The sequence below is a fragment of the Echinicola pacifica DSM 19836 genome (assembly GCF_000373245.1).
GTDB classification, from domain to species: Bacteria; Bacteroidota; Bacteroidia; order Cytophagales; family Cyclobacteriaceae; genus Echinicola; species Echinicola pacifica.
The window spans coordinates 47394-69437 of record NZ_KB890742.1 but is presented as its reverse complement, the minus strand read 5'-3'; the positions used below and the strand labels follow the sequence as shown (position 1 = coordinate 69437).

General features: G+C 44.8%; 17 protein-coding genes. 16 read left to right on the top strand and 1 reads right to left on the bottom strand.

Annotated features, from left to right (window positions below; genetic code table 11):
* Nucleotides 1-111 precede the first annotated feature (111 nt).
* From B050_RS0110005 to B050_RS0109945, 13 genes are all read left to right on the top strand, one after another.
* Nucleotides 112-1494, top strand: a complete 1383-nt coding sequence (locus tag B050_RS0110005; RefSeq protein WP_018473780.1) for an aminopeptidase P family protein — start codon at nt 112-114, stop codon at nt 1492-1494.
* Between the two features lie 304 nt (nt 1495-1798).
* Nucleotides 1799-2155, top strand: coding sequence for a hypothetical protein (locus B050_RS0110000; protein ID WP_157492692.1), 357 nt, complete (start codon nt 1799-1801; stop codon nt 2153-2155).
* 136 nt (nt 2156-2291) lie between these two features.
* Nucleotides 2292-2756, top strand: coding sequence for a COG2426 family protein (locus tag B050_RS0109995; RefSeq protein ID WP_018473778.1), 465 nt, complete (start codon nt 2292-2294; stop codon nt 2754-2756).
* A 201-nt stretch (nt 2757-2957) separates the two neighbouring features.
* A complete protein-coding gene (locus B050_RS0109990) occupies nt 2958-4511 on the top strand; it encodes an arylsulfatase (protein ID WP_018473777.1) in 1554 nt (517 codons plus the stop codon).
* 328 nt (nt 4512-4839) lie between these two features.
* Entirely contained in the window at nt 4840-6315 is a 1476-nt protein-coding gene (locus B050_RS0109985) for an arylsulfatase (protein ID WP_018473776.1), read from the top strand.
* 81 nt (nt 6316-6396) lie between these two features.
* A complete protein-coding gene (locus B050_RS0109980) occupies nt 6397-7428 on the top strand; it encodes an HAD family hydrolase (protein ID WP_229802498.1) in 1032 nt (343 codons plus the stop codon).
* Nucleotides 7429-7471: 43 nt separating this feature from the next.
* A complete protein-coding gene (locus tag B050_RS0109975) occupies nt 7472-8455 on the top strand; it encodes an AAA family ATPase (RefSeq protein WP_018473774.1) in 984 nt (327 codons plus the stop codon).
* A gap of 10 nt (nt 8456-8465) precedes the next feature.
* Entirely contained in the window at nt 8466-9398 is a 933-nt protein-coding gene (locus tag B050_RS0109970) for a DUF58 domain-containing protein (protein ID WP_018473773.1), read from the top strand.
* On the top strand, nt 9395-9895 hold the full coding sequence (locus tag B050_RS22225) for a DUF4381 domain-containing protein (RefSeq protein ID WP_018473772.1): 501 nt from the start codon (nt 9395-9397) through the stop codon (nt 9893-9895). Before B050_RS0109970 ends, B050_RS22225 begins: the two co-directional genes overlap by 4 nt.
* Nucleotides 9885-10892 (top strand): VWA domain-containing protein, encoded by a 1008-nt coding sequence (locus tag B050_RS0109960; RefSeq protein WP_018473771.1) that lies wholly within the window; start codon nt 9885-9887, stop codon nt 10890-10892. The genes B050_RS22225 and B050_RS0109960 overlap by 11 nt, the downstream gene beginning before the upstream one ends.
* Nucleotides 10885-12579 (top strand): vWA domain-containing protein, encoded by a 1695-nt coding sequence (locus B050_RS0109955; protein ID WP_018473770.1) that lies wholly within the window; start codon nt 10885-10887, stop codon nt 12577-12579. Before B050_RS0109960 ends, B050_RS0109955 begins: the two co-directional genes overlap by 8 nt.
* Nucleotides 12566-13912, top strand: a complete 1347-nt coding sequence (locus B050_RS22220; protein ID WP_083923262.1) for a BatD family protein — start codon at nt 12566-12568, stop codon at nt 13910-13912. The genes B050_RS0109955 and B050_RS22220 overlap by 14 nt, the downstream gene beginning before the upstream one ends.
* Nucleotides 13913-13966: 54 nt before the next feature.
* Entirely contained in the window at nt 13967-14218 is a 252-nt protein-coding gene (locus tag B050_RS0109945) for a CBU_0592 family membrane protein (protein ID WP_018473768.1), read from the top strand.
* Here B050_RS0109945 and B050_RS0109940 read toward each other — a convergent pair.
* A complete protein-coding gene (locus B050_RS0109940) occupies nt 14197-14781 on the bottom strand; it encodes a TetR family transcriptional regulator (RefSeq protein WP_018473767.1) in 585 nt (194 codons plus the stop codon). The genes B050_RS0109945 and B050_RS0109940 overlap by 22 nt on opposite strands.
* A gap of 646 nt (nt 14782-15427) precedes the next feature.
* Between B050_RS0109940 and B050_RS0109930 the strand changes: the two genes are divergently transcribed.
* The 3 genes from B050_RS0109930 (at nt 15428) to B050_RS0109920 (ending at nt 21788) form a co-directional block, all read left to right on the top strand.
* Nucleotides 15428-18664: a SusC/RagA family TonB-linked outer membrane protein gene (locus B050_RS0109930; RefSeq protein WP_044202222.1), complete on the top strand. Its 3237-nt coding sequence runs from the start codon at nt 15428-15430 to the stop codon at nt 18662-18664.
* Between the two features lie 19 nt (nt 18665-18683).
* A complete protein-coding gene (locus tag B050_RS0109925) occupies nt 18684-20483 on the top strand; it encodes a RagB/SusD family nutrient uptake outer membrane protein (protein WP_018473764.1) in 1800 nt (599 codons plus the stop codon).
* A gap of 81 nt (nt 20484-20564) precedes the next feature.
* On the top strand, nt 20565-21788 hold the full coding sequence (locus B050_RS0109920; protein WP_018473763.1) for an alkaline phosphatase family protein: 1224 nt from the start codon (nt 20565-20567) through the stop codon (nt 21786-21788).
* Nucleotides 21789-22044: the final 256 nt, after the last annotated feature.

Sequence of the window (22044 nt, the reverse complement as noted above, 5' to 3'; positions counted from 1 at the left end):
TTTTGTTTGATTCTTTTAGTTTGAGAACTTTGTAAGAATCCTCTTTAGGCAAATAAAGAGGGTATGTACTAGTTTTTTGTTTAAGGAATTAAAAATCTAAACCCAGTTATAATGTTTGACATAGAGATATATAAAGCCCGAAGAGCGAAGCTTAGAGCCACAGTAGGTTCAGGGAAAATTTTATTATTAGGGAATGATGAGGCAAGCATCAATTTTGCCCATAACTGGTACCCATACCGGCAGGATAGCACCTTTTTGTATTATTTTGGGCTCTCCATTCCGGGGCTTATTGGAGTGCTGGACTGTGATGGCGATCAGGATTACCTTTTTGGCAATGACTATCAGATTGATGATATCGTCTGGACCGGTCCTCAGCCGACCTTGCGGGAGCTAGGAGAAAAAGTGGGAGTGGAATCCACCTTCCCATTGGCAAAGGTAAGTGCACAGCTTAACGCCAAGGTCCATATTTTGCCTCCTTATCGGGGCGAGCATACGCTCAAGCTTCGAGAGATTCTGAGTAAATCGGTGGAAGAAGTGAGTTCCATGGCTTCTATACCTTTGATCAAAGCAATAGCGGCGCAGCGAAATATCAAAGCTCCGGAAGAACTCGTGGAGATGAATAAGGCGGTGACCACTACCTCAGCCATTCACCTGGCGGTGATGAAAGCAGCTCGTCCTGGGATGAAGGAGTATGAGTTAGTAGCAGTGGCTAGAAGGATAGCTGCCGAGAATAATGTTTCGCTTTCTTTTCCTCCTATAGCCACCATCAATGGGCAGACGCTTCATAATCATTATTATGGAAATACCATTGAGGCAGGTGATATCGTACTTTTTGACTGTGGGGCGGAGTCGCCTGAGTTTTATGCGGGGGATATGACTAGGACTTTTCCAGTGAGTGCCACCTTTGATAGCCGCCAGCGGGAATTATACGAGATCGTATTCAGGGCTCATCGTGCTGCGGTGGATTCCCTGCATGCAGGAGTGAAGTTTATTGATGTACACTTAATAGCCGCCAAAACACTGGTGAGCGGGCTGAAGGAAGTGGGTCTAATGAAAGGAGACGCAGAGGAAGCCGTAAATGCCGGGGCACATACCATGTTTTTCCAATGTGGTTTGGGCCATATGATGGGCTTGGATGTGCATGATATGGAAAACCTTGGGGAGCAATACGTAGGCTATACGCCTGAATTGCAGAAGTCAACTGTGTTTGGCTTGAAATCTTTGCGATTAGGCAAAGAGCTGGAAGAAAATAATGTCATTACTGTGGAGCCAGGGATCTATATTATTCCCGAATTGATAGACCTCAATAAGGCGGATGGTAAGTTTAAGGATTTTATCAATTATGATAAGCTGGAGACTTACCGGGACTTTGGAGGAATAAGAGTGGAGGAAGATTTTGTGATCAATGCAGATGGCTCTACCCTGCTGGGTAATTCAGTGGCCATCGCACCTGAGGAAGTGGAGAAAGTCCGCAGCCAAGCCTTGAAAAGCTGAAGGTTCGACCTTACCAAGGTTGAGTATCTCCGCCCTCATCCCATGGCTGGTGGGGGATCATTTATACATTGATGAAATATATTAAGATAGAATTAAAAGGCTATTCACAACTTCTTTTTGGGAAGCTGTGAATAGCCTTTTTACGGTTATAGATGGGTGAGAGGCGAATAGCCATGAAGCTGAATTATGGTGTTGATAATTATTTTGGATTAATAGTAGAAGTATTGTGACTACTGGTGCACTTTTTGCGTATAATCGGTGGTAAATGATGCTTTTTATTTCAAAAGTTTCTAGTTTCGCAGCAATGAATAAATGTTCCAAAATATTAATGGTCCTTTTTGGACTCACCTTCTTCACCTATTTGATAGGCGAAGCAGAGGAGCATTCTGTCAAAAAATCGCTTGAGGAGTCTCTATTGATTGATTTCAATCGGGAAACTACCAGCTGGTCCACCCTGACCGAGCAGCTTTCACCTGCTACTTTTGCCGCTAAGGATTGGAACGATCTGGAGCATCACCCTGGCAAAAAACTAATTCTGCTTACTGAATCACTCAAATCGGGTTATTCTGCACACAAAAAAGCTTTTTATATTCACCTAAGTGTAGGCGGGGGATCTATCCCTCAGCTGGCTACCTACTCCCGTGGCCCACCAGCTTGTTAATTACCCAAGCATTCGTACTTCAAATTTAGAGGAGCTTATTACCCATCTCCAAACACACACTATTACCATGTTGTTTGAAAACTGAGATACATTCATTATTGTGTTCTTCAGCAGCATTTTACCGGACTTAAAAATTATGTTCTCGATTATCATACATACCTTTCTTATAAGCCTTTCTCCTTTTGGAGAATCTCGGGTGGGCATTCCTTACGGAATAATTAACGGACTTAGTCCCCTTACGGCCTTATTGGTGGGCTTGGCAGGAAACCTGCTGGTCTTTCCCATATTGATGTTCCTAATCAACACCTTTGACTCCAAATTATGGAAATATAGACCTTATAAATCGCAATCGGTAAAGCTGATGCGCCGAGCAAAAACCGGGGTGGGGGATAAGATCCAGAAGTATGGATTCTGGGGATTAATGTTCTTTGTGATGATCCCACTTCCATTCACAGGAGTCTATATGGGTACCATCGCTGCGGCTATTTTTAAGTTGCCACCGCTAAAGTCATTTATCGCCATCGCCATTGGTGCGGTCATCTCGTGTATGATCCTGGCATTTGGTTCTCATTTTGGTAAAATGGGCCTTGAAATGATCTAAAATAAGCTATTGAAGGAAGATGAATTTTTAGATATAGGCAGGATTTAATTTACTTTAATCCGCTCGGCCTTGTTTTTAAGTGTAGGTATTGCCAATTTTACGTGAATTTTGGCAGATAATAAGCTATGTTTTTAGTCTGTTTGAGGTTTTTTAAAGTTATTTATATTGAGTTAATTATTTTGTATATAATCAATTTCTAGAATGAAAAGATTTTTACTGTTTTTTATGGGCCTTATTATGTCGGGGGTAGTATCTGCTCAGGAAAAGCCCAATATCCTTGTGATAATGGGAGATGATATTGGGTTTTGGAACCTTAGTTATAATAACCAAGGAATGATGGGCTATAGGACGCCTAATATTGACAAACTGGCTGCTGAAGGAGCTATTTTTACCGATTATTATGCGGAGCAATCCTGTACTGCCGGTAGAGCGGCATTTATCACTGGCCAGATGCCAGTGCGTACAGGAATGACTAAAGTAGGCGTACCGGGATCTACTTTGGGCATCCAATCTGAAGATCCAACTTTGGCCGAATTACTTAAGCCACACGGCTATGCTACTGGCCAGTTTGGTAAAAATCACCTTGGTGATTTGGATGAGTTTCTTCCAACAAACCATGGGTTTGATGAGTTTTATGGAAACCTCTATCACCTAAATGCGGAGGAGACACCAGAAAATCCTGAGTATCCTAAAAATCCAGAATTCCGCAAGAAATTTGGCCCTAGAGGGGTGATTAGAAGTTCTGCTGATGGGAGTATTAAAGATACTGGCCCATTGAACAAAAAACGTATGGAGACTGTGGATCAGGAATTTTTGGATGCTGCCACAGGCTTTATGGATCGTGCAGTGGATGATGATAAGCCATTTTTTGTTTGGTTCAACACCACAAGAATGCACTATGTCACTCACGTACCTGGAGAATACCAAGGCAAGTCTGGCTTAAATTTTTATGCTGATGGCATGATGCAACATGACGATCAGGTAGGGAAGATCCTTGCGAAATTGGATGAACTTGGAGTAGCCGACAATACCATTGTTATCTATACTACGGATAATGGCCCTCACTTCAATATGTGGCCTGACGGTGGTATCACCCCTTTCAGAGGAGAGAAAAACACCAACTGGGAAGGTGGATACCGAGTGCCATGTGTCATTCGTTGGCCTGGAAATATCCCGGGTGGAACCGTTATCAATGAGATCGTCGCAGGAAATGATTGGCTGCCAACGCTGATGGCTGCGGTGGGAGATGATAATATCAAGGAAGAGTTAAAGGCCGGCCATCAGGTTGGAAATAAAAACTATAAGGTGCATTTGGATGGGTATAATATTTTGCCATTCCTTACCGAAAAGAAAGCCATTGAGAAAGATCAATATGGTAAAAGCAACTGGCCGAGACACGAATTCTTCTATTGGAGTGATGATGGGCAGCTAGTAGCAATGCGTTATGACCGGTGGAAACTGGTGTTTATGGAGCAGCAATCTTCCAAATTTGGGGTGTGGATGTATCCATTTGTTCAGTTGCGTATTCCATTGGTATTTGACCTTAGAATGGATCCATTCGAAAAAGCGCAGCATAATGCCAATTCCTATTATGAATGGATGGAAGGTATGGTGCAGTTTGCGGCCGTTGCAGGACAGAGTATAGCTGCACAAATGATTCATTCATTCGAGCAGTACCCTCCAAGACAACGCCCAGCTTCCTTCAACCTGGAAGAGGTGATGAAGGCAATGACAGAAGGCCAAAAAGGAAAATAATTAATTGATTAAGGCATTGACTCCTTTCGCTAGGATTCAATGCCTTTATATTATTTCCGTTTTTAATATCAACTAGGGAATAAAAACTGGTCCAAATGGTATTAAACCTTAAAATTTGCTTTCTGTTGTTAGAAGGGTCAATGGGCATTGCATAGTTGAAAAGCCTATGGGATGAATCGTTGCTTAGGAGTTCATAAATTCATTTTATTAAGCCCACATGTTCACTGCAGTAGTTTTTGATTACTGCATAGTTTTATAATTTGATTTTGTTCAATTTACTTATTTATCTATGAGAAAAATTATTTTATCTTGTCTAATTGGCTTATCAATGCCTTACCTAGCGGAAGCGCAGGATAAGCCCAATATCCTCGTTCTCTGGGGAGACGATGTAGGATGGTCCAATACCAGCATGTATAATAATGGCATGATGGGGTATAAGACTCCAAACATTGATAGAATCGCTGAAGAAGGCGCCATGTTTACCGACTGGTACGCGCAGCAATCATGTACTGCTGGTAGAGCTGCATTTATCCTAGGTCAGCACCCTTTCAGAACAGGCCTTTTGACTATTGGTATGCCAGGTTCTGAGCAGGGTATCAAGGAAAATCAACCCACTATTGCTGAGTTATTGAAGCCACATGGCTATACCTCCGGGCAATTTGGTAAAAACCACTTAGGAGATAGAGATGAGCACTTGCCTACAAATCATGGTTTTGATGAGTTCTTCGGAAACTTATATCACCTAAACGCTGAGGAAGAGCCGGAAAGTTATTACTATCCTAAGGATCCTGAGTTTAGAAAGAAATTTGGTCCTCGTGGTGTGATCCACTCTTATGCTGATGGAAGACTTCAGGATACTGGTCCCTTGACTAGAAAGAGAATGGAAACCGTGGATAAGGAATTTACCGAGGCTGCCATTGACTTTATTGAGCGTGCGCATGAAGCAGGGAAACCATTCTTCGTATGGTTAAACTCAACCAGGATGCACGTATGGACTCACCTGGAAGAGGAAAGTCAAGGGGTAACAGGCATTGGTCTTTATCCTGATGGTATGGTGGAGCATGACAAGGCTGTAGGCGTTGTTTTGGCTAAGCTGGAGGAATTGGGAATTATCGATAACACTATCATCATGTATTCTACTGATAATGGTGCGGAGAAATTCACATGGCCTGACGGTGGAAGCACTCCATTTGCAGGTGAAAAAGGAACGACCTGGGAAGGTGGATTCAGAGTACCTTGCGCCATCAGATGGCCAGGCGTAATCGAGCCGGGTACAGTATATAATGATATCTTCTCTCATGAAGATATGATGCCTACCTTGGTAGCTGCCGCTGGCGAGCCTAAGGTAAAAGAAAAATTATTGAACGGTTACCAGGCAAATGGTAAAAACTTCAATGCTCACCTGGATGGGTACAATCTGCTTCCTTTCTTCAAAGGTGAAGAAGCTGAATCTCCTCGTAAAGAGATATTCTATTTTGATGCAGGTGGCAATCTTAATGCCATTAGATTTAACGATTTCAAGCTTCACTTTACGATTATGGAAGGTTCTATTGCAGAAGCTTACAGAAAGTCTCCAAGCTGGCCAATCGTTATTAACCTTCGTGCCGATCCGTATGAGGTTTCTTGGAAAGCCGCTCTATATACCCGTTGGTATGCTGACAATATGTGGATGTTTGTGCCTGCTCAGGCGCTTGCAACTAATTTCTTAAAAACGTTTAAGGACTATCCTCCTGTATTAGGGTCTTCTCTGTCTGTTGACAAAGTCGTAGATCAAATGACTCGAGGCAATCCTAGAGCTCAATAATCATCTCAACTCCCTAGTCGAAATGTACTAGGGAGTTTTTTTTATCTTTGTATTCAGCTCCACCATATAATTATGACCAAGATGAAAATTCATTTTTTACCTGTTATAATAGCGCTTATATTTTCCGCTTGCCAAGGAACTCCGAGTGATGTCCCTACGGCTGAAGAACCTAGTTCCAATCCAAAAATTACTGGTCAAACCATGCGTTTGGCCTCTTGGCAAGCAGAGCCAAGACAAAAGATATTAACTTGGCTGAACCGTGTCACCGATGATCAGTCAAGTGATTTTGTTCCTGTTAACGATAGAATTGCCGTTTTTGATAATGATGGCACATTATGGCCCGAGCAGCCATTCCCCAATCAGCTCGTATTTACCATTGATATGCTAAAAGCCCAATGGAAGGACCATCCAGAATGGGCCAAAAACAAAATATATTCTGACCTGGTCAATGGCAATATGGAGGTGTTGAAATCCATGGGAATGAAGGAACTGGTGGCCCTCCTGCAGGATACACATAATTCCAGAACCGAAGATGAATTTAATGCCAGTGTTCGTAATTGGGCCGATACGGCTACAAATAAGAAATTTGAACGACGGTATATAGACTTGGTTTACCAACCCATGTTGGAGCTTTTAGATGTATTGCGTGAGCATGATTTTGAGACTTTTATCGTCAGTGGTGGAGGAGCGGATTTTATGCGCGTCTGGGCTGAGGAGAAGTATGGCATCCCACCTTATCAGGTGATAGGAAGCTATGGCGAGGTGAAATATGAAGTGGTCGATGGCAAGCCTGTCCTTTCTAAGGTGCCAGGCAATTTATATATAGATGATAAAGGCGGCAAACCCCAAGCTATTCATCGATTTATCGGCAAGAAGCCCATTTTTGCGGCGGGAAATAGCGATGGAGATCAGGCGATGCTGCAATATACCAGCTCCTCAAACTATCGATCTTTTTGCATGTTGCTAAGGCATACGGATGCAGAAAGAGAATTTGCCTATGAGAAACATACGGCTTCAGGCCACCTCGAAACTGCCTTGGTCGAAGCCGACGAAAAAGGATGGCTTGTGGTCGATATGAAAAATGATTTTAAGCAGGTGTTTCCTGCCAAGTAAGTATAGCAATCTGGTTTTTTTGGCCTAAGAATAATTTTATAATATGACAGAATCTAAAAGTTCCTCGTGGGAAGCCATTCAGCAACTAAGGAAACGTATGGGCGGATCGATAATCGGTCAGCAAGCCCTGATTGATCGGCTTATTCTTGTATTACTCGCCAATGGCAATATGCTTTTGGAAGGCCTGCCGGGATTGGCAAAAACCAGGGCCATCAAGACGCTAGCCTCCGAGCTGGATTGTGGCCTAAGCAGAATCCAGTTTACACCCGATCTTCTGCCATCTGATATTACGGGAACAGAAATTTACCAGCCGGAGTTGGAGGAGAAATTTGTGTTTCAGGAAGGTCCTATTTTTAGTAATTTAATCTTGGCCGATGAGATCAATAGAGCTCCTGCCAAAGTGCAGTCCGCCCTCCTTGAGGCCATGGAAGAAAGGCAAGTGTCTGTAGCGGGTAAGACGTATCCTATGGATCCCTTATTCATGGTGATGGCGACCCAAAACCCCGTGGAGCAGGAAGGAACCTATCCTTTGCCCGAAGCGCAAATGGATCGATTCCTGATGCATGTGATCATTGATTATCCTGATGATGCCTCCGAACTGGCCATTATGAGGCTGAACAGAGGTGAGCAAACCCATGCAGAGGCTGAGGCTGCAGCGGAGCGATTGGATGCCTCCGTGATATTTCAGGCTAGAGACTCAATCGCTAAAGTGACCATAGCTGAGCCTATGGAAAAGTACATCGTGGACCTAGTGTCTGCCACCCGATATCCAGATAAGTATGATAAGGAGCTGGCGACTTGGCTAGCCTATGGCGCCAGTCCTCGGGGGACCATTGCGATAGACCGTGCCAGCAGAACCCATGCCTATATGGAAGGCAGGGATTTCGTGTCTGCTGAGGATGTAAGAGCAGTGCTGCACGATTGCCTGAGACATCGATTGATACTTACTTACGAAGCCCACGCAGAGGGAATAAATGCTGATCAGGTCCTGGACATGATCCTCAAAAAAGTAGCTGTAGTGGCCTAAATCTTGCCCTATGAAAGATAAAGCCAATCACTTCCCTGAAAAAATCTTCGTCTCTCTGGAAGAATTGCTGAAAATGGAACGCTATGCAAGTCAATTTGCTAGGACATCCGGAAAAAAAAGGGTGAAGAGCATTTTGGGAGGGCGCCATGCGTCTTCATTGAGAGGGCGAGGCTTGGACTTTGAGGAAGTAAGAGGATATGTAAAAGGAGATGATATTCGTAATATCGACTGGAAAGTAACCGCCCGCACCCAGAAAACGCATACCAGAGTGTTTACCGAAGAAAAAGAAAAGCCTGTATTGATCGTTGTTGATCAGTCACAGTCCATGTTCTTCGGCTCAGAGAGCTATATGAAATCCGTCATTGCCGCCCAATCCGCCGCCTTGGTAGCCTTAAAAACACTGAAAGAGGGTGATCGGGTAGGAGGAATTGTGTTTGCTGATCAAGGAGTAGATATCGTCTTGCCTAAGCGAAATAGAACGAATATTCTCAAATTTTTTGAACGCATTGTGATTCGCAATAGGGAATTGGCTAGCCCCCAGACGCCCGGCATAGACCAGGCGCTGCAGGAGGTATTCAAAAAAATTAAAAACACCGTCACCCATGATTATTTGGTGGTGGTGATAAGTGATTTTGTTCGGTATTCACCGGAGGTATTACGGTTTTCCGCTCAGATCGCCCAGCATAATGATATGCTGATGATAAAAGTATCTGATCCTCTGGAATGGAGGCTTCCTAATCAGACGATAGTAATAGGTGATCAGAAGCACCAGGTAGATTATGAAGGCAAGCAGATGGCGGATAAGATCAAGCTGCGCCAGCAGAAGGATTATGATGATTTTGCTGCTGCGATGAGCAAACATAGAGTGCCCATCGTGCAGCTGAATACCGTGGATCCACTGGAGGTCCAGTTGAAAGAAGTGTATAAAAGGCTGGTGAGATGATTAGTTTTAGACAAGAGAGCGATACTTTAATGCAGGATTCCCTGGCGGTAATCAAACAATTGCAATCTGCGCAGTTGAAAGAACCTGAGGAACTAGTTTTTCATTTTGACACCATAGGCTGGAAGATCTTAGCTGTAGTGTTGCTGGGGCTAATTATAGTGAGCGTATATTATTTTATCCATCGCTATAAGAAAAATCACTATCGCAGACAGGCGATTGCCACGGTGCTAAATATTGAGGATAATAATGAGTTTGCATTTAAGTTGATGTTAGAATTAAAAAAGACAGCAATTATAACTTTTGGAAGGGATAAAGTAGCTATGCTTGACGGAAGTCGATGGTTACAATTTCTCGATAAGACAGGTGATCGAGTGGAATTTCTTAAAATGGAAGAGGCTATTTTGAATAGTTATTATACCTCCCGTTCCCTGGAAAGAAGCATGAGTTCTAAGGCAAGAGATGAGGCAGTTAAATGGCTGAGGACACATGGAAGGTAATTTTGAAATAGGATATTTATGGGCTTTTGCCTTATTGCCATTACCTCTATTGGTGTATTGGCTTTTCCCTAGGTTACGGATGAAAAGCGCCTCCCTAACTCTTCCTACGTATGCCGTGGTGGTGGAGGAGACGAAGCAGAAGCCTAGAGTCGGTGCATTGGTGAAGAAAAGAGGCTTTGTATCCTGGGTATTGGTGATATTGATATGGGTATGTTTGGTAGCGGCGCTGTCTTCACCCAGATTGGTGGGTGAGCCAGAGATGAAGGTTAAGACCTCGAGAAGTTTTCTTATTGCGGCAGATATCTCCTTTAGCATGGCCACTCCTGACTGGCAGGTAGGAGATAAAAAGGTGCGTCGTTGGGATGCCGTTAAGTCTTTATTGCATGATTTTATTCCTAAGCGAAAGGGCGATCGGATGGGCTTGATCTTCTTTGGGTCCAGCGCCTATATTCAGGCTCCCTTTACCCCGGATCTTAGCACAGTGGATCAGCTGCTAGAGGAGGCAGATGTGGGTATGGCTGGACAGATGACGCATATTGGCAAGGCCATAGCGCTTGGGCGGAAGTTATTTGATAAGGATACTATTCCCGAGAAAGTGATGCTGCTGCTGACCGATGGGGTCGATGCCGGAGATGATGTATTGCCCTTGGATGCGGCAGACCTGGCGGCTCAGGATTCGGTAATTATTTATACGATTGGTATTGGTGACCCACAGACCAAGAAAGGGGATTTGGATGAAAAGACCTTGCAGGAAATCGCGGATATGACGGGAGGAAAATATTTCTTGGCGATGGACACCCACAGCCTGGAGCAAGTATATGAGGAAATCAACCGTCTCGAACCCATAGAATATGAGGAAATGACCAATAAGCCACTAAAGCTCTTATATCCATATCCTTTGGGATTAGCCTTGGCTCTGATGCTGTTAGAAATGCTTATAGGAGTGATTTCCTTGGCCCTTAGACGGCTAAAAAAGGAAGGAGGAGCAAATGGATAAGCCTTTATTTGGAATCAATTGGAGTGAATTTCACTTTTTACGTCCAGAATACTTATGGTTATTCTTACCGATGTTCTTATTGTTCGGGCTCAGTTTATTCTTTTTTCAGGATCAGAATAAGTGGAAGAAATTCATCGCTCCCGCACTGCGGCCTTATGTGATCCGCAAGGGGAGTAATACCCAGCGGATAGTCATGTTGAGCTTGTTTGTACTGGGATTTAGCTTTGGGCTGATGGCCCTAAGTGGACCCGCTTGGGAGAAGGAAGAATTACCCGAAAAGTCCCTGGAGACTTCAGCCGTGATCTGTTTGGAGATAAGCCCAAGCATGATGGCTACGGATATTCAGCCTAGTCGGCTGGATCGGGCGAAATTGAAAATTGAAGATTTTATCAATAGTAATCCCCGGGCCCGGCTTGGTCTGGTGGTCTATGGAGGAACCGCCCATGTGGTGGTACCGCTGACGAGAGATTACAGCATTATTAGCAGTCATATCAAAAGCTTATCAACGAATATCATGCCTGTGCAGGGCGCAGATATGAAGGCGGGACTTCAGCTGGCTAATCAGATGATCGAGGGGACGGATGCACCAGGTTCCATTCTATTAATGGCAGATGACTTTGGTTCTGAGGAAGTGGAGCTGATCAGTTCTATGGGTTTGACGGAAGGTATGACCACCAATATACTTTGTATAAATACCCCCACAGGTGCTTCGGTGTCTGGCGCAGGAGGGAAGAAGGTGAACTCAGCGATGAATACGCAGGTGCTTCAGCAGCTTCAGGCAATGGATTATGTGGAAGTCATCCCTTTGACTTTGGATGACAGTGATGTAAAACAGGTCAGCGGAAGGATAAAAACCAATCTGGTATTTCAGGAAAAACCCGAGGAAAGCTCAGATGAATGGCAAGACCAAGGCTGGTGGCTGATCATCCCGCTGATGATTATCTTTTTACTATGGTTCAGAAAAGGATGGGTAATCTATGGCCTTATCCTGATGATATTTACCTCCTGTGGACAGGTGGAGCGATTTGATGACCTTTGGTTTACTCGGGATTATCAGGGGCAGCGATTAGCCAAAGATGGGAAATATGAAGAGGCTGCCGCGAGGTATGAGGATCCGCTCCTGAAGGGCAATGCCTATTTCAAGGCTGGCGATTTTAACGCAGCCATAAATGCCTATACGGAGGATTCTTCCGCTTTGGGGAAATATAATTTGGGATTAGCTTATTTTCAGGAAGGGCAGTTGGATGAAGCCCTACGAGCCTTTGGCCTGGCAGCAAAACTGGATCCCTCCATGGAGGAGGCCGTGCAGCAAGGGGAAGGACTAAGTAAGATGCTCGCTAATACCGATAAGATGTCCACCGATTCGGCAGAGGATCCCCCAGGTGATGAGTCTGGTCAGGATAATACCGTCGAAAATAATGATATGGAAGACCTGGGTGGTGGAGGTCAGGAGGCGACAGAGGAAGATATGAAAAAGGAGCGGAAGTCGGAAACCGTTAATTCTGATATTCATAAGGCAGAGGAATTAGATGAGGTGCCCGAGGATATTGGGGTGGAGAAACAAAGTATGGCCACTAAGGTGATGATGAGAAAAGTAGATGATGACCCTGCTTTATTCTTGAAAAGGAAATTTGAATTTCAGGTGAAGTCCAGTCAAACAAAAAACCTTCAGGATGAAAAAAACTAGGTTTATATGGCTTATAATGCTGTTGTGGTGCGCCCTACCAGCAGTGATGGAGTCCTCTGTGTATGGTCAGAAAGTATGGTCAGAGGTCAGTCTTAATAGATCTTCAGTGTACCTTGGGCAGCCCGTGGAGGTGCGGATTGTGGTCTATACTTCCACCTGGTTTACCAGTGGAATAGACCCCGGTAATATCAAAGTGAATGGCGCTTTTACCACCTATTTTAGACCAGTAAGTAAATCTTTTACCAAAGACAGCCAGACCTATGCGGGGGTGGAACTGATCTATAATGTATTTCCATTTAAGGAGGAAAATATAACCTTTCCTGTTTTGGACCTTACGGTGGAGTCTCCGGCAGAGGGGGAGTATAAAGGCAGGGAAATAAAGCTCAAGACTCAGGCTAAGTCTATTCGTGTAAAGCATATCCCAGATGGGGTGCCTAGGGACGAATGGTTGGTGGCCACAGGTTTGCAGGTAAATCAAAACTGGTCTTCCAATGCCGATTCGGCCAAGGTGGGTGATGTCTGGGTGCGTAAAATCAATCGATCCGTCCAGGGGACCATGGCTTCTTTGGTGCCTCCAACAATCTGGGATTCTATCCCTGGCATCAGTGAATACCCACTGCGAAGTGAGATGGATGATCAGGAAAGTAAGACGGCCATCAGTGCCTCCAGGCTGGATCAGGTGCAGTACCTCTTTGAGAAGCCTGGGACCGTCACTTTTCCAGCGATTACCTATTATTATTATCATGCTCGGAATGAGAAACTCTATAAGCGGACCTTGCCTGAGCGGAAGGTGATTGTCAGGGAAAACCCTGATCTGGGCATGCTCCTGACCCTCAAGGATTCCTTGCAGGCAACAGCCGCAGTCACTGATGAAGTGACCGAAGATCAGCCTTTTTCCTTGTTTGGACTGAATTGGAAGCAGTTGATTTTTGCCTGCCTCGGTTTGGCGATTGCCATTTTTATGTTGATCAAATTGATCCTAAATTTATGGGGAAAATGGAAGAAGCACCATGCTGCATACCTGGTGTCTGAGGCTTATTTTTGGAAGATGCTTAAGAAATCATTTGCCAAGGGTGGCAAGCAGGAGATCTCGAAGTCCCTGTACCGATGGGTGGATGAGCTACCAAGGCCAGAATCAAGCGTAGGAGAGCTGGTATTTGCTTATGCGGATCAGGGCTTGCAGCGCAACTGGCGTTCCTCCGTTCAGCAGAAAGTGGATACTGCCAGGTATGACGCTGAAGTACTCCGCTTTCTTCAACAGCTTCGCCCTTTCGTCAATGGTCCGAAAAAGGTGATTGTCAAAGATTCATCTCAGTCCTGGGTTAATCCTTAGTGTATTGGAACTGTTTTTTAGTACCTTGGGCCAGAGCAAAATGAATAAGAAAGAATGATATTTGAGGTTTTCGGTTGGATTGGAGCTGTGCTTTTTATTAGTTCCTATGTTCTTCTCTCCAGTGGCAAGCTTAGCCAGCATGGGATGATGTACCATCTACTAAACTTACTAGGAGCCATCTGTTTGGTGGTAAATGCCATTCATTTTTCTGATCAGGCCAATGTATTGGTGAATACCGTTTGGGCAGGAATTGCATTGCTGGCTTTGGTACAGGCAGTGAAGGCTTATTTTCGAAGTAAGTCGTAAACTTGCTCCTTATAGAGCAATACCTTCTGCTCGTAGGTTTCTTCATCATCCAGCATGGAGAGGTAATAGTAGGCTCCTTCCACCACTACAAAAATCTGCTCAGCCAATACCTTAGTATCCCGATCCTTCAGGTTTTCATCCTTGTCCAATAGGTCCTTCAAGAACTCCCTCAGCCGGTCATGAAGTTTTCTGTATTCTTTACGAATCAGCTTGTTTCTGAAAATCAAAGCAAAGCAACTGTAAAATACGCCGTCATCAAAGAGAAGATTCCAGTCTCGAGAGAAGAGCTTATCGATAAATGTCTTGGGATCAGCATGTTTTTTTTCTTTCAGCTCCTGAATGGCGGGCTCATATATTTTTAGGTATTGATCCAGAATATAGTCTATCAGATGACTGATCAGTATATCCTTGGTCGGGAAATAATGCATGATTAAGCTGGGAGGAATCTCTAGGTGTTTCCCGATCTTGGCAATGGAGGTATTCTCCAACCCATGTTCCCTCGCCAAGGTATAAAATCCCTCAATAATCTCTTTTTTTCTCGTTGTGGATATGCTACTTTTCATTGTTTTTCTAATGTTAATTCTGTCTTTTGGCTTAAAAAATTAATGTAAACCTTTGTTAGGACTGATTGAAGGTATATAATTTTGAATGGCTGTTCAATATATTTATTTTGATTTTCAAATACTAATGATCCAGGATTATACTTCCCTCTCTTTGGCTTTAGGCTTGGTTTATAGACATAAAGATCTTGTCAATAGCGATTTTTTAAGTATGAAATTTTAAGGATTTCCCGGTGGGCTAAGGGAATTTTGACCTATAGCTCAGGAAATGAAGCCCATGTCGTCAAAGTTAGAAGCCTAGCAATATTGTGCCAAATTATCAAGTCCAGAAGTCTCATTTTTCACCTCCTCTAATTTATTCTATACCGCGCTTTCCTCTAGTGTACCAGCAGGTGACAGCCCCTGTCATAGGCCGTAAGTTCTGCTTATTACTCTAACTTTTCCTTATTGTGAATTTTTGCGTTTCATTGTTAATACGATGTTAAATAGTGTCGAATCATTCCATAATTTATATTGTATTCTTTTGATTTGTAATTTACAATATTTAATATTGAATGAATGTTCAATAAATAATATCCTAACAAAATTCTATAACCGGCCTAGTCGAAGGGTGAAAATTCTGAGATTACGCATCAAAACAAGTTATTCTATGAAGCATGTTTTACGAAAGTTTTTCCAAGTACGAAGAGCGGTATCGATCCCATGGGTATTGATAGTGTTCTTCACTAGCTCTTCCCTGATGGCTCAGGCTCAGCAGGAGTTAAGGGGCAAGGTGATTGATGGTAATTCGGGACAGTCGATTCCGGGTGTTTCGGTAGTGCTCAGAGGAAGCCAGACAGGCACAGTGACGGATTTAGATGGGGAGTATTCCATTAAGGTTTCATCGCCTAAGGATATCTTAGTGTTTTCATTTATAGGGTATGAAAGTCAGGAAGTGCTGGCAGGAAGTAAGACGGTATTGGATATTACTCTTCAGGAGGAGGAGACCTTGCTGGAGCAGGTGGTGGTCGTGGGCTACGGGACCCAGAAGAAAATCAATGTCACGGGTGCTGTGGACCAGTTGTCCGGGGAGGAAATCGTCAATCGTCCCGTGGCCAATGTTATGCAGGGATTGCAGGGGATGAGTCCCGGGCTGAATATCACCTACCAGGGAGGGAAGCCAGGCTCGGTTCCGGATATCAATATTCGAGGATTCACCTCCATCAATGGGGGCGGGCCGCTGATAGTGATCGATGGAGTGGCAGGGTCAAATGATGATCTTTTGCGCCTCAATCCCTCCGATATCGCCTCTTATTCGGTGCTGCGTGATGCCGCTTCAGCCGCTATTTATGGTGCCAGAGCCGCTTTCGGTGTGATCCTCATCACCACCAAAACAGGAAAGGAGGGTAGTCAAAAAGTAAGCTATAACAGTTATTATAGCTGGGGTAAGCCTAGTGTTTTGCCTGAGCCAATTACCGATCCCTATATCTTCTCGAGGGTATTGGAAACCTCTACCAATAATACCCCATGGGATTATGTGAATTATTCTGATGCTCATTACCAGTGGGCTAAGGAGCGGTCCAATGATCCCTCGGTAGAGGATACTCGCTTGGATCCCAATGACCCTAGCCGCTGGGCTTATATGGGGAATAACAATTGGTACGATTACTTCTTCAATCCCTCCAGTTTTTCTACCAACCAGAGTATTTCAATTAGTGGAAATAGTGGCGGTGAACTGCCCATAGGCTATTATTTGTCCGGGGATTATACCAAAGAAAACGGGATGAATAAGTTGGCTCCCGATTACTGGGAGCGCTTTTCCTTAAGGGCTAGAATCACCGCTTCTCCTTCCAAGTGGCTCAAACTGGATAATAACCTCAATGTGTACCAAACAGAGCAATCGGAGCCAACGAAGAGCCTCACCGATATTTATTATTTACAGCCAACGGATGTGGTGACCAATCCGGATGGATCATGGGCAAATAATAGTACGGGCAGAGCTGCGGCCGAGCTCCTAGATGGAGGGAGTAACCGGGATGACAGGATAGGGTTTCAGGATATATTGAGTGCTACCGGCGTTTTCCTTAAGGGGGACCTGACATTTACAGCCCGAGGGAGTTTCAAGCGGGAGCAGTGGAGGTATCACTGGGATCAGACCAAATATGAGATAGGTTTTGGTCCGGATGATATCAGATCCGAAGGGGGTGAAGGATCCGTGGTGGAGCGAAATAGGACCATATTCAATACCATCATCGATCTTTTTGGCAAGTATAATAGGTCGCTTGGGGAGCATGATTTCGGCTTCCTAGCGGGATATAATCAGGAAAGCTATGAAAATTCCTCCGTGGAGGCGGAGAGAAGGGTGCTGATTTCTTCTTCCTTGCCTTATATAGGTCTGGCCACTGGGGATTCCTTTATCACTCCCACGTATAGCACTTATGCTACACGAAGCGTGTTTGGTCGATTTAATTATACCCTCAAGGATCGCTATATCCTCGAGGTCAATGGGAGATATGATGGGTCATCGCGGTTTCCTAAGGTGGATCGCTGGGGATTTTTCCCTTCTGTTTCTGCCTCATGGATTCTTAGCCAGGAGTCATTTTTTGAAAGTATGAGCGAGGTGATGCCGACCTTCAAAATCAGGGGTTCTTACGGAAGTCTGGGTAATCAGGAGGTGTCAAACTTTGGTTACATTCAGACGCTTCCTACAGGCTTATCGCCTTATTTGATAGGAGGAGCCCGACAGACGGTGATTACCTCCTCGCCAGGATTGGCGGTGGATCCTAATAATTATACCTGGGAACGGATTCTTACCAAGAATATAGGGTTGGATCTTGGTTTGTTTGATGATAAGCTGACGGCGACCTTCGATTATTTTATTCGAGATACCAAGGATATGCTGACAGATCCGGTACAACTTCCGGGAGTACTGGGGACCAGCCCTCCCATGCAGAATGCAGCAGACTTACAGACCAAAGGCTTTGAGCTTTCACTGGGTTATCGCACCCGATTTGGAGATGCGGCGAGTCCTTTAGATTTTGGTATCAGAGCGATTGTCTCTGATTCCCGTTCCCATATTACCAAGTTTGACAACGAGACAGGAGTGTTTTCGAGCTATAGGGAAGGTCAGGAAATAGGTGAGATCTGGGGCTTGACCAATGATGGTTTTTTCCAGTCAGAAGATGAAATCGCTACACTCGACCAGACTGCCATTGTTCCCTGGGGTGCCTTAGAGGTGGTCCCTGGGTGGCCGAAGTATATCGATGTCAATGGGGATGGGAAAATAGAACAAGGCCAAAGTGCCAATGATCCCAAGGACCTCAAAATCATCGGGAATACCAGTGCCAGGTACCGCTATGGATTCAATTTGGACCTAGCTTGGAAGGGGTTTGACCTGTCGATGTTTTTGCAAGGAGTGGGTAAGAGGGATTATTATCCGAGGCATTATCTGTATTGGGGGCCTTATCAGCAGCCTTATGCCAATGTCTATCCATGGAACCTGGATTTTTACCGAGCCCAAGGTGATGATGCCGCTCTTATGGCCCAGCATTCACAGTCTTATATTGACGCAGGCTTGGCCGAAGCCAATGTGGATTCAGAATTTCCAGTCATTCAGTCATGGCTAGCTGATAATAATTACGGAAGTGGCCTGGATATCTCTCAAACGAAATACCTTCAAAATGCCGCCTATTTGAGAGTGAAGAATGTGACCCTGGGTTATACCTTCCCCCGTGCCCTGACAGAGCGCATTAATGTGTCTCGCGTGAGGGTATTTGTGACGGGTGAAAACCTCTTTGAATTTTCACCCATCAAGCAGTTTCTGGATCCTGAAGCGGTAAATGATGGCTATGGATGGGCTTATCCTTTCCAGAGAAAGCTAGCTTTTGGTTTAAATATAGATCTATAAATCACTAAGGTTAAAAATCATGAATAAGAAAATAATATATATAGGCTTAGGATTATTGTTGGGTTTGGGGGCGTGTAATGAGGAGTTTCTGGATCGCTATCCGCAGACTTCGGTCTCTCCGGAGGAGTTTTTTAAGTCTGAGGAAGACTTAGAATTGTATGTAAATGGCCTTCTTTCCCTTAGGAGTTCCTATGATGCCTATCATGCGGATCAAAGTAGTGATAATATGGCGACCACTGGAGCGGTGGAGGTGAAAACGATGATGACAGGAGATCCTAGCTCCCAGACTTTAACCTCTGGCTGGAGCTGGGGACGTCTTCGAGATATCAATTATTTTTTGGATAATTATGAAAGGGCCGATGCCAGTGAGGAAGCCAGGAATCATTTTGCCGGCTTGGCACGCTATTATCGTGCGATGTTTTACTTCAATATGGTCAAGCGCTATTCGGACCTTCCGTGGTATTCCAGCTCTTTGAACCCGGATGATGATCAGCTGTACAAAGCCCGTGACCCTAGAGCCACGGTCATAGAAAATGTGGTGGCGGACTTGCAGTTTGCAGTGGAGCATGTCCGGGAGTCGGTTCCTTCGGGCACCCCCGATGTATGGGCGGTCAGAGCTTTTCTAGCCAGAGTGGCCTTGTATGAGGGTACCTATCGGAAGTATCATCCGGAGCTAGCCTTGGAAGCTTCAGCAACCACTTTTCTGCAGCTAGCCAGAGATATGGCGCAGCAGATAATGGATAATGGGAATTTCTCGCTTTATACCACCGGCCGTCCTGAGCAGGATTATGCCACATTATTCTCTAGTTTGGACTTGCTCGGCAATCAGGAAGTGATACTGGCAAATCCCTATGACGTAAATAAGGACAGAAGCGGAGACATCAATTATACTGTTTTTGGGGATTATGAACAGTCTCCGTCCAGAGATCTGTTATGGTCTTATTTGATGGTGGATGGAAGTCGCTTTACAGATGCCGAGGCCTATCAAAATAAGACCTTTGTGGAGGAATTTCAGGACCGCGATCCTCGCTTATCCCAGACCTTCGCTTATCCAGGATGGCTGCGTTCTCCCAATACTACACCTTATATTCAGGTGTTAAATAAAAATTTCAGCGGTTACCATCAGTTAAAAGGCTATGCCAATACCGTGGATAATATAGCAGTAGGAAGCGTGGATTTTCCAGTGTATCGCTATGCGGAGGTGCTTTTGACTTTTGCGGAGGCCAGGGCAGAGCTTGGAGAGCTGGTGCAGTCTGATCTGGATATTACTATCAACGCCCTTCGGGAAAGAGCAGGAATGCCGGGTATGAGTATGGGGGTCGCTAATGCAAATCCTGACCCTTTTCTAGCTGCGAAATATCCGCAGCTGTCAGGTGCTAATGTCGGGGCGCTACTGGAAATCCGAAGAGAGCGCAGAGTGGAATTTGCCCTTGAGGGATTCCGTTACGATGATCTGATGAGATGGGCAGCGGGTGACTTGCTGGAAAATATTCCCCAGGGGATGTATTTCCCTGGCCTGGGCAAGTATGACCTGACTGGTGATGGGGTGGAGGATGTGATATTGGTAAGTAAGGACCAGGACATTCCCACCGGGGACAATAAAGAAAAAAATGAATTGGGTGTATTTCTTATTTATTATAAGGCAGGAGAGGTCGGAGACAATGTGGACCTGTACCTGACTGGAGGAGCTGCCGGAGGGACCATGGTCACGGATACTCGAGAGAGGGTTTTTGAGACGCCAAAGTATTATTATAGGCCTGTTCCTATTCAGGAGACCACTTTAAATCCTAACTTGACTCAGATTTTTGGCTGGGATTAAGGAAGGTGAGCGTGCGCTGGGCAGTTACTGCCCAGCGCACGCTTCATAATTGATAAGTAAAAGAATAAAAAAACATAAATAATGAAAATCAATCTATTACTCCTTGGCTTTTTATTGGCCGGTTTGCAGGTATTTGCGCAGCAGAAGGAAAAGAAAGTATTATTTGTCATCGTGGATGGGATACCGGCGGATGTGCTGGATAGTGTCGCGACCCCGGCTATTGATGCGATCGCGAAGCTGGGAGGGATCACCACGGCCAGCATGGGGGGCGATGTGGGAGAGTACAGCCAGACGCCCACCATCTCTGCGGTAGGGTATAACTCACTGCTTACGGGTGTCTGGGCAAATAAGCATAATGTCTGGGGGAATGGCATCAAGGCCCCAAATTATAACTATTGGACCATCTTCAGGTATATGAAAGAGGCTTATCCGCATAAGAAAGCAGCTATCTATTCCACCTGGCTGGACAATAGGACGAAGCTGGTAGGCGCAGGATTGGCCGAAACTGATAATTTTGTTTTCGATTATTATTATGATGGTTTCGAGCTGGATACCTTACGATTTCCGCATGACCCCGGCCGAGAATATATTTTCCATATCGATGAGGAGGTGTCGACAGAGGCTGCCAGGCATATCAAAGCAGAGGGGCCGGACCTTTCATGGATGTACCTAGAGTTTTCGGATGATATGGGTCATAAGTATGGTAATAGCCCTCAGATGGTGGACGGTCTTAAGAAAGCCGACGTCCAGATCGCGAGGGTATGGGAGGCCATTCAGTACCGGGAGCAACACTTCCATGAGGAGTGGATGCTCGTGGTGACCACGGATCACGGCAGGACCATGGATGGATATGGTCATGGCGGACAGAGTGAGAGGGAGCGAAAGATATGGATATTGACCAATCTCCCGGAAACTAACGCTAGGTTTTCGGCAAAAGCTGAGATGGTGGATATTCTTCCCAGTATGGCTGAATTTATGGGTTTACACCTACCAAAACGCTATGCAATGGAATTAGACGGGGTTTCTTTCCTCGGTAAGCTGGAGGCTGCTGACCTGAAGGCCTCGCTTCAGGAGGGCGAGTTACGTTTATCATGGACCTCCTATGGAGCGGGCAAGGCAAAGGTCTGGATGAGTAGCACGGATGCTTTTGGAAAGAGCGGCTTGGATAATTATTTCTTGATCGGGGAGGTGGATCTGGAAGATGCTGAGGCGGTTTTGCCTGTTCAGGATGTATATACAGGCTTGGTTAAGGTGGTCCTGGAGACTCCTTCAGGGTTCACCAATTATTGGATTGTAAAAAAGTAGTTTCAGTATAGATTTACAGCAAATGAGGATTTTTGGAAGTCCCCAATGCTTTCTCAATGAGGAAGACTTGGGGACTTTTTTTGTCCTAAAGCCGAGGTCTAATAAGCTATATTGCGTTCATTTTCACCCAGTAGTAAGATTATTTTCATGAAAATTAGAAGTAGGAGGTTTTTTGAGCTTGTATAGGTCTAAACTTACTCAATATCAGTGGGTTTGCTGGTTGTTTTTTATTGAAACAAAGCTTCGGGAAGAAGGA

Bases quoted from the DNA above. Each gene is read 5' to 3' on its own strand.
- B050_RS0109975 (WP_018473774.1), top strand. From the start codon at position 7,472: ATGACAGAATCTAAAAGTTCCTCGTGGGAAGCCATTCAGCAACTAAGG.
- B050_RS0110005 (WP_018473780.1), top strand. From the start codon at position 112: ATGTTTGACATAGAGATATATAAAGCCCGAAGAGCGAAGCTTAGAGCC.
- B050_RS0109940 (WP_018473767.1), bottom strand. From the start codon at position 14,781: ATGAAAAGTAGCATATCCACAACGAGAAAAAAAGAGATTATTGAGGGA.
- B050_RS0109955 (WP_018473770.1), top strand. From the start codon at position 10,885: ATGGATAAGCCTTTATTTGGAATCAATTGGAGTGAATTTCACTTTTTA.
- B050_RS0109930 (WP_044202222.1), top strand. From the start codon at position 15,428: ATGAAGCATGTTTTACGAAAGTTTTTCCAAGTACGAAGAGCGGTATCG.
- B050_RS0109995 (WP_018473778.1), top strand. From the start codon at position 2,292: ATGTTCTCGATTATCATACATACCTTTCTTATAAGCCTTTCTCCTTTT.
- B050_RS22225 (WP_018473772.1), top strand. From the start codon at position 9,395: ATGATTAGTTTTAGACAAGAGAGCGATACTTTAATGCAGGATTCCCTG.
- B050_RS0110000 (WP_157492692.1), top strand. From the start codon at position 1,799: ATGAATAAATGTTCCAAAATATTAATGGTCCTTTTTGGACTCACCTTC.
- B050_RS0109945 (WP_018473768.1), top strand. From the start codon at position 13,967: ATGATATTTGAGGTTTTCGGTTGGATTGGAGCTGTGCTTTTTATTAGT.
- B050_RS0109985 (WP_018473776.1), top strand. From the start codon at position 4,840: ATGCCTTACCTAGCGGAAGCGCAGGATAAGCCCAATATCCTCGTTCTC.
- B050_RS0109970 (WP_018473773.1), top strand. From the start codon at position 8,466: ATGAAAGATAAAGCCAATCACTTCCCTGAAAAAATCTTCGTCTCTCTG.
- B050_RS0109980 (WP_229802498.1), top strand. From the start codon at position 6,397: ATGAAAATTCATTTTTTACCTGTTATAATAGCGCTTATATTTTCCGCT.
- B050_RS0109920 (WP_018473763.1), top strand. From the start codon at position 20,565: ATGAAAATCAATCTATTACTCCTTGGCTTTTTATTGGCCGGTTTGCAG.
- B050_RS0109925 (WP_018473764.1), top strand. From the start codon at position 18,684: ATGAATAAGAAAATAATATATATAGGCTTAGGATTATTGTTGGGTTTG.
- B050_RS0109990 (WP_018473777.1), top strand. From the start codon at position 2,958: ATGAAAAGATTTTTACTGTTTTTTATGGGCCTTATTATGTCGGGGGTA.
- B050_RS22220 (WP_083923262.1), top strand. From the start codon at position 12,566: ATGAAAAAAACTAGGTTTATATGGCTTATAATGCTGTTGTGGTGCGCC.
- B050_RS0109960 (WP_018473771.1), top strand. From the start codon at position 9,885: ATGGAAGGTAATTTTGAAATAGGATATTTATGGGCTTTTGCCTTATTG.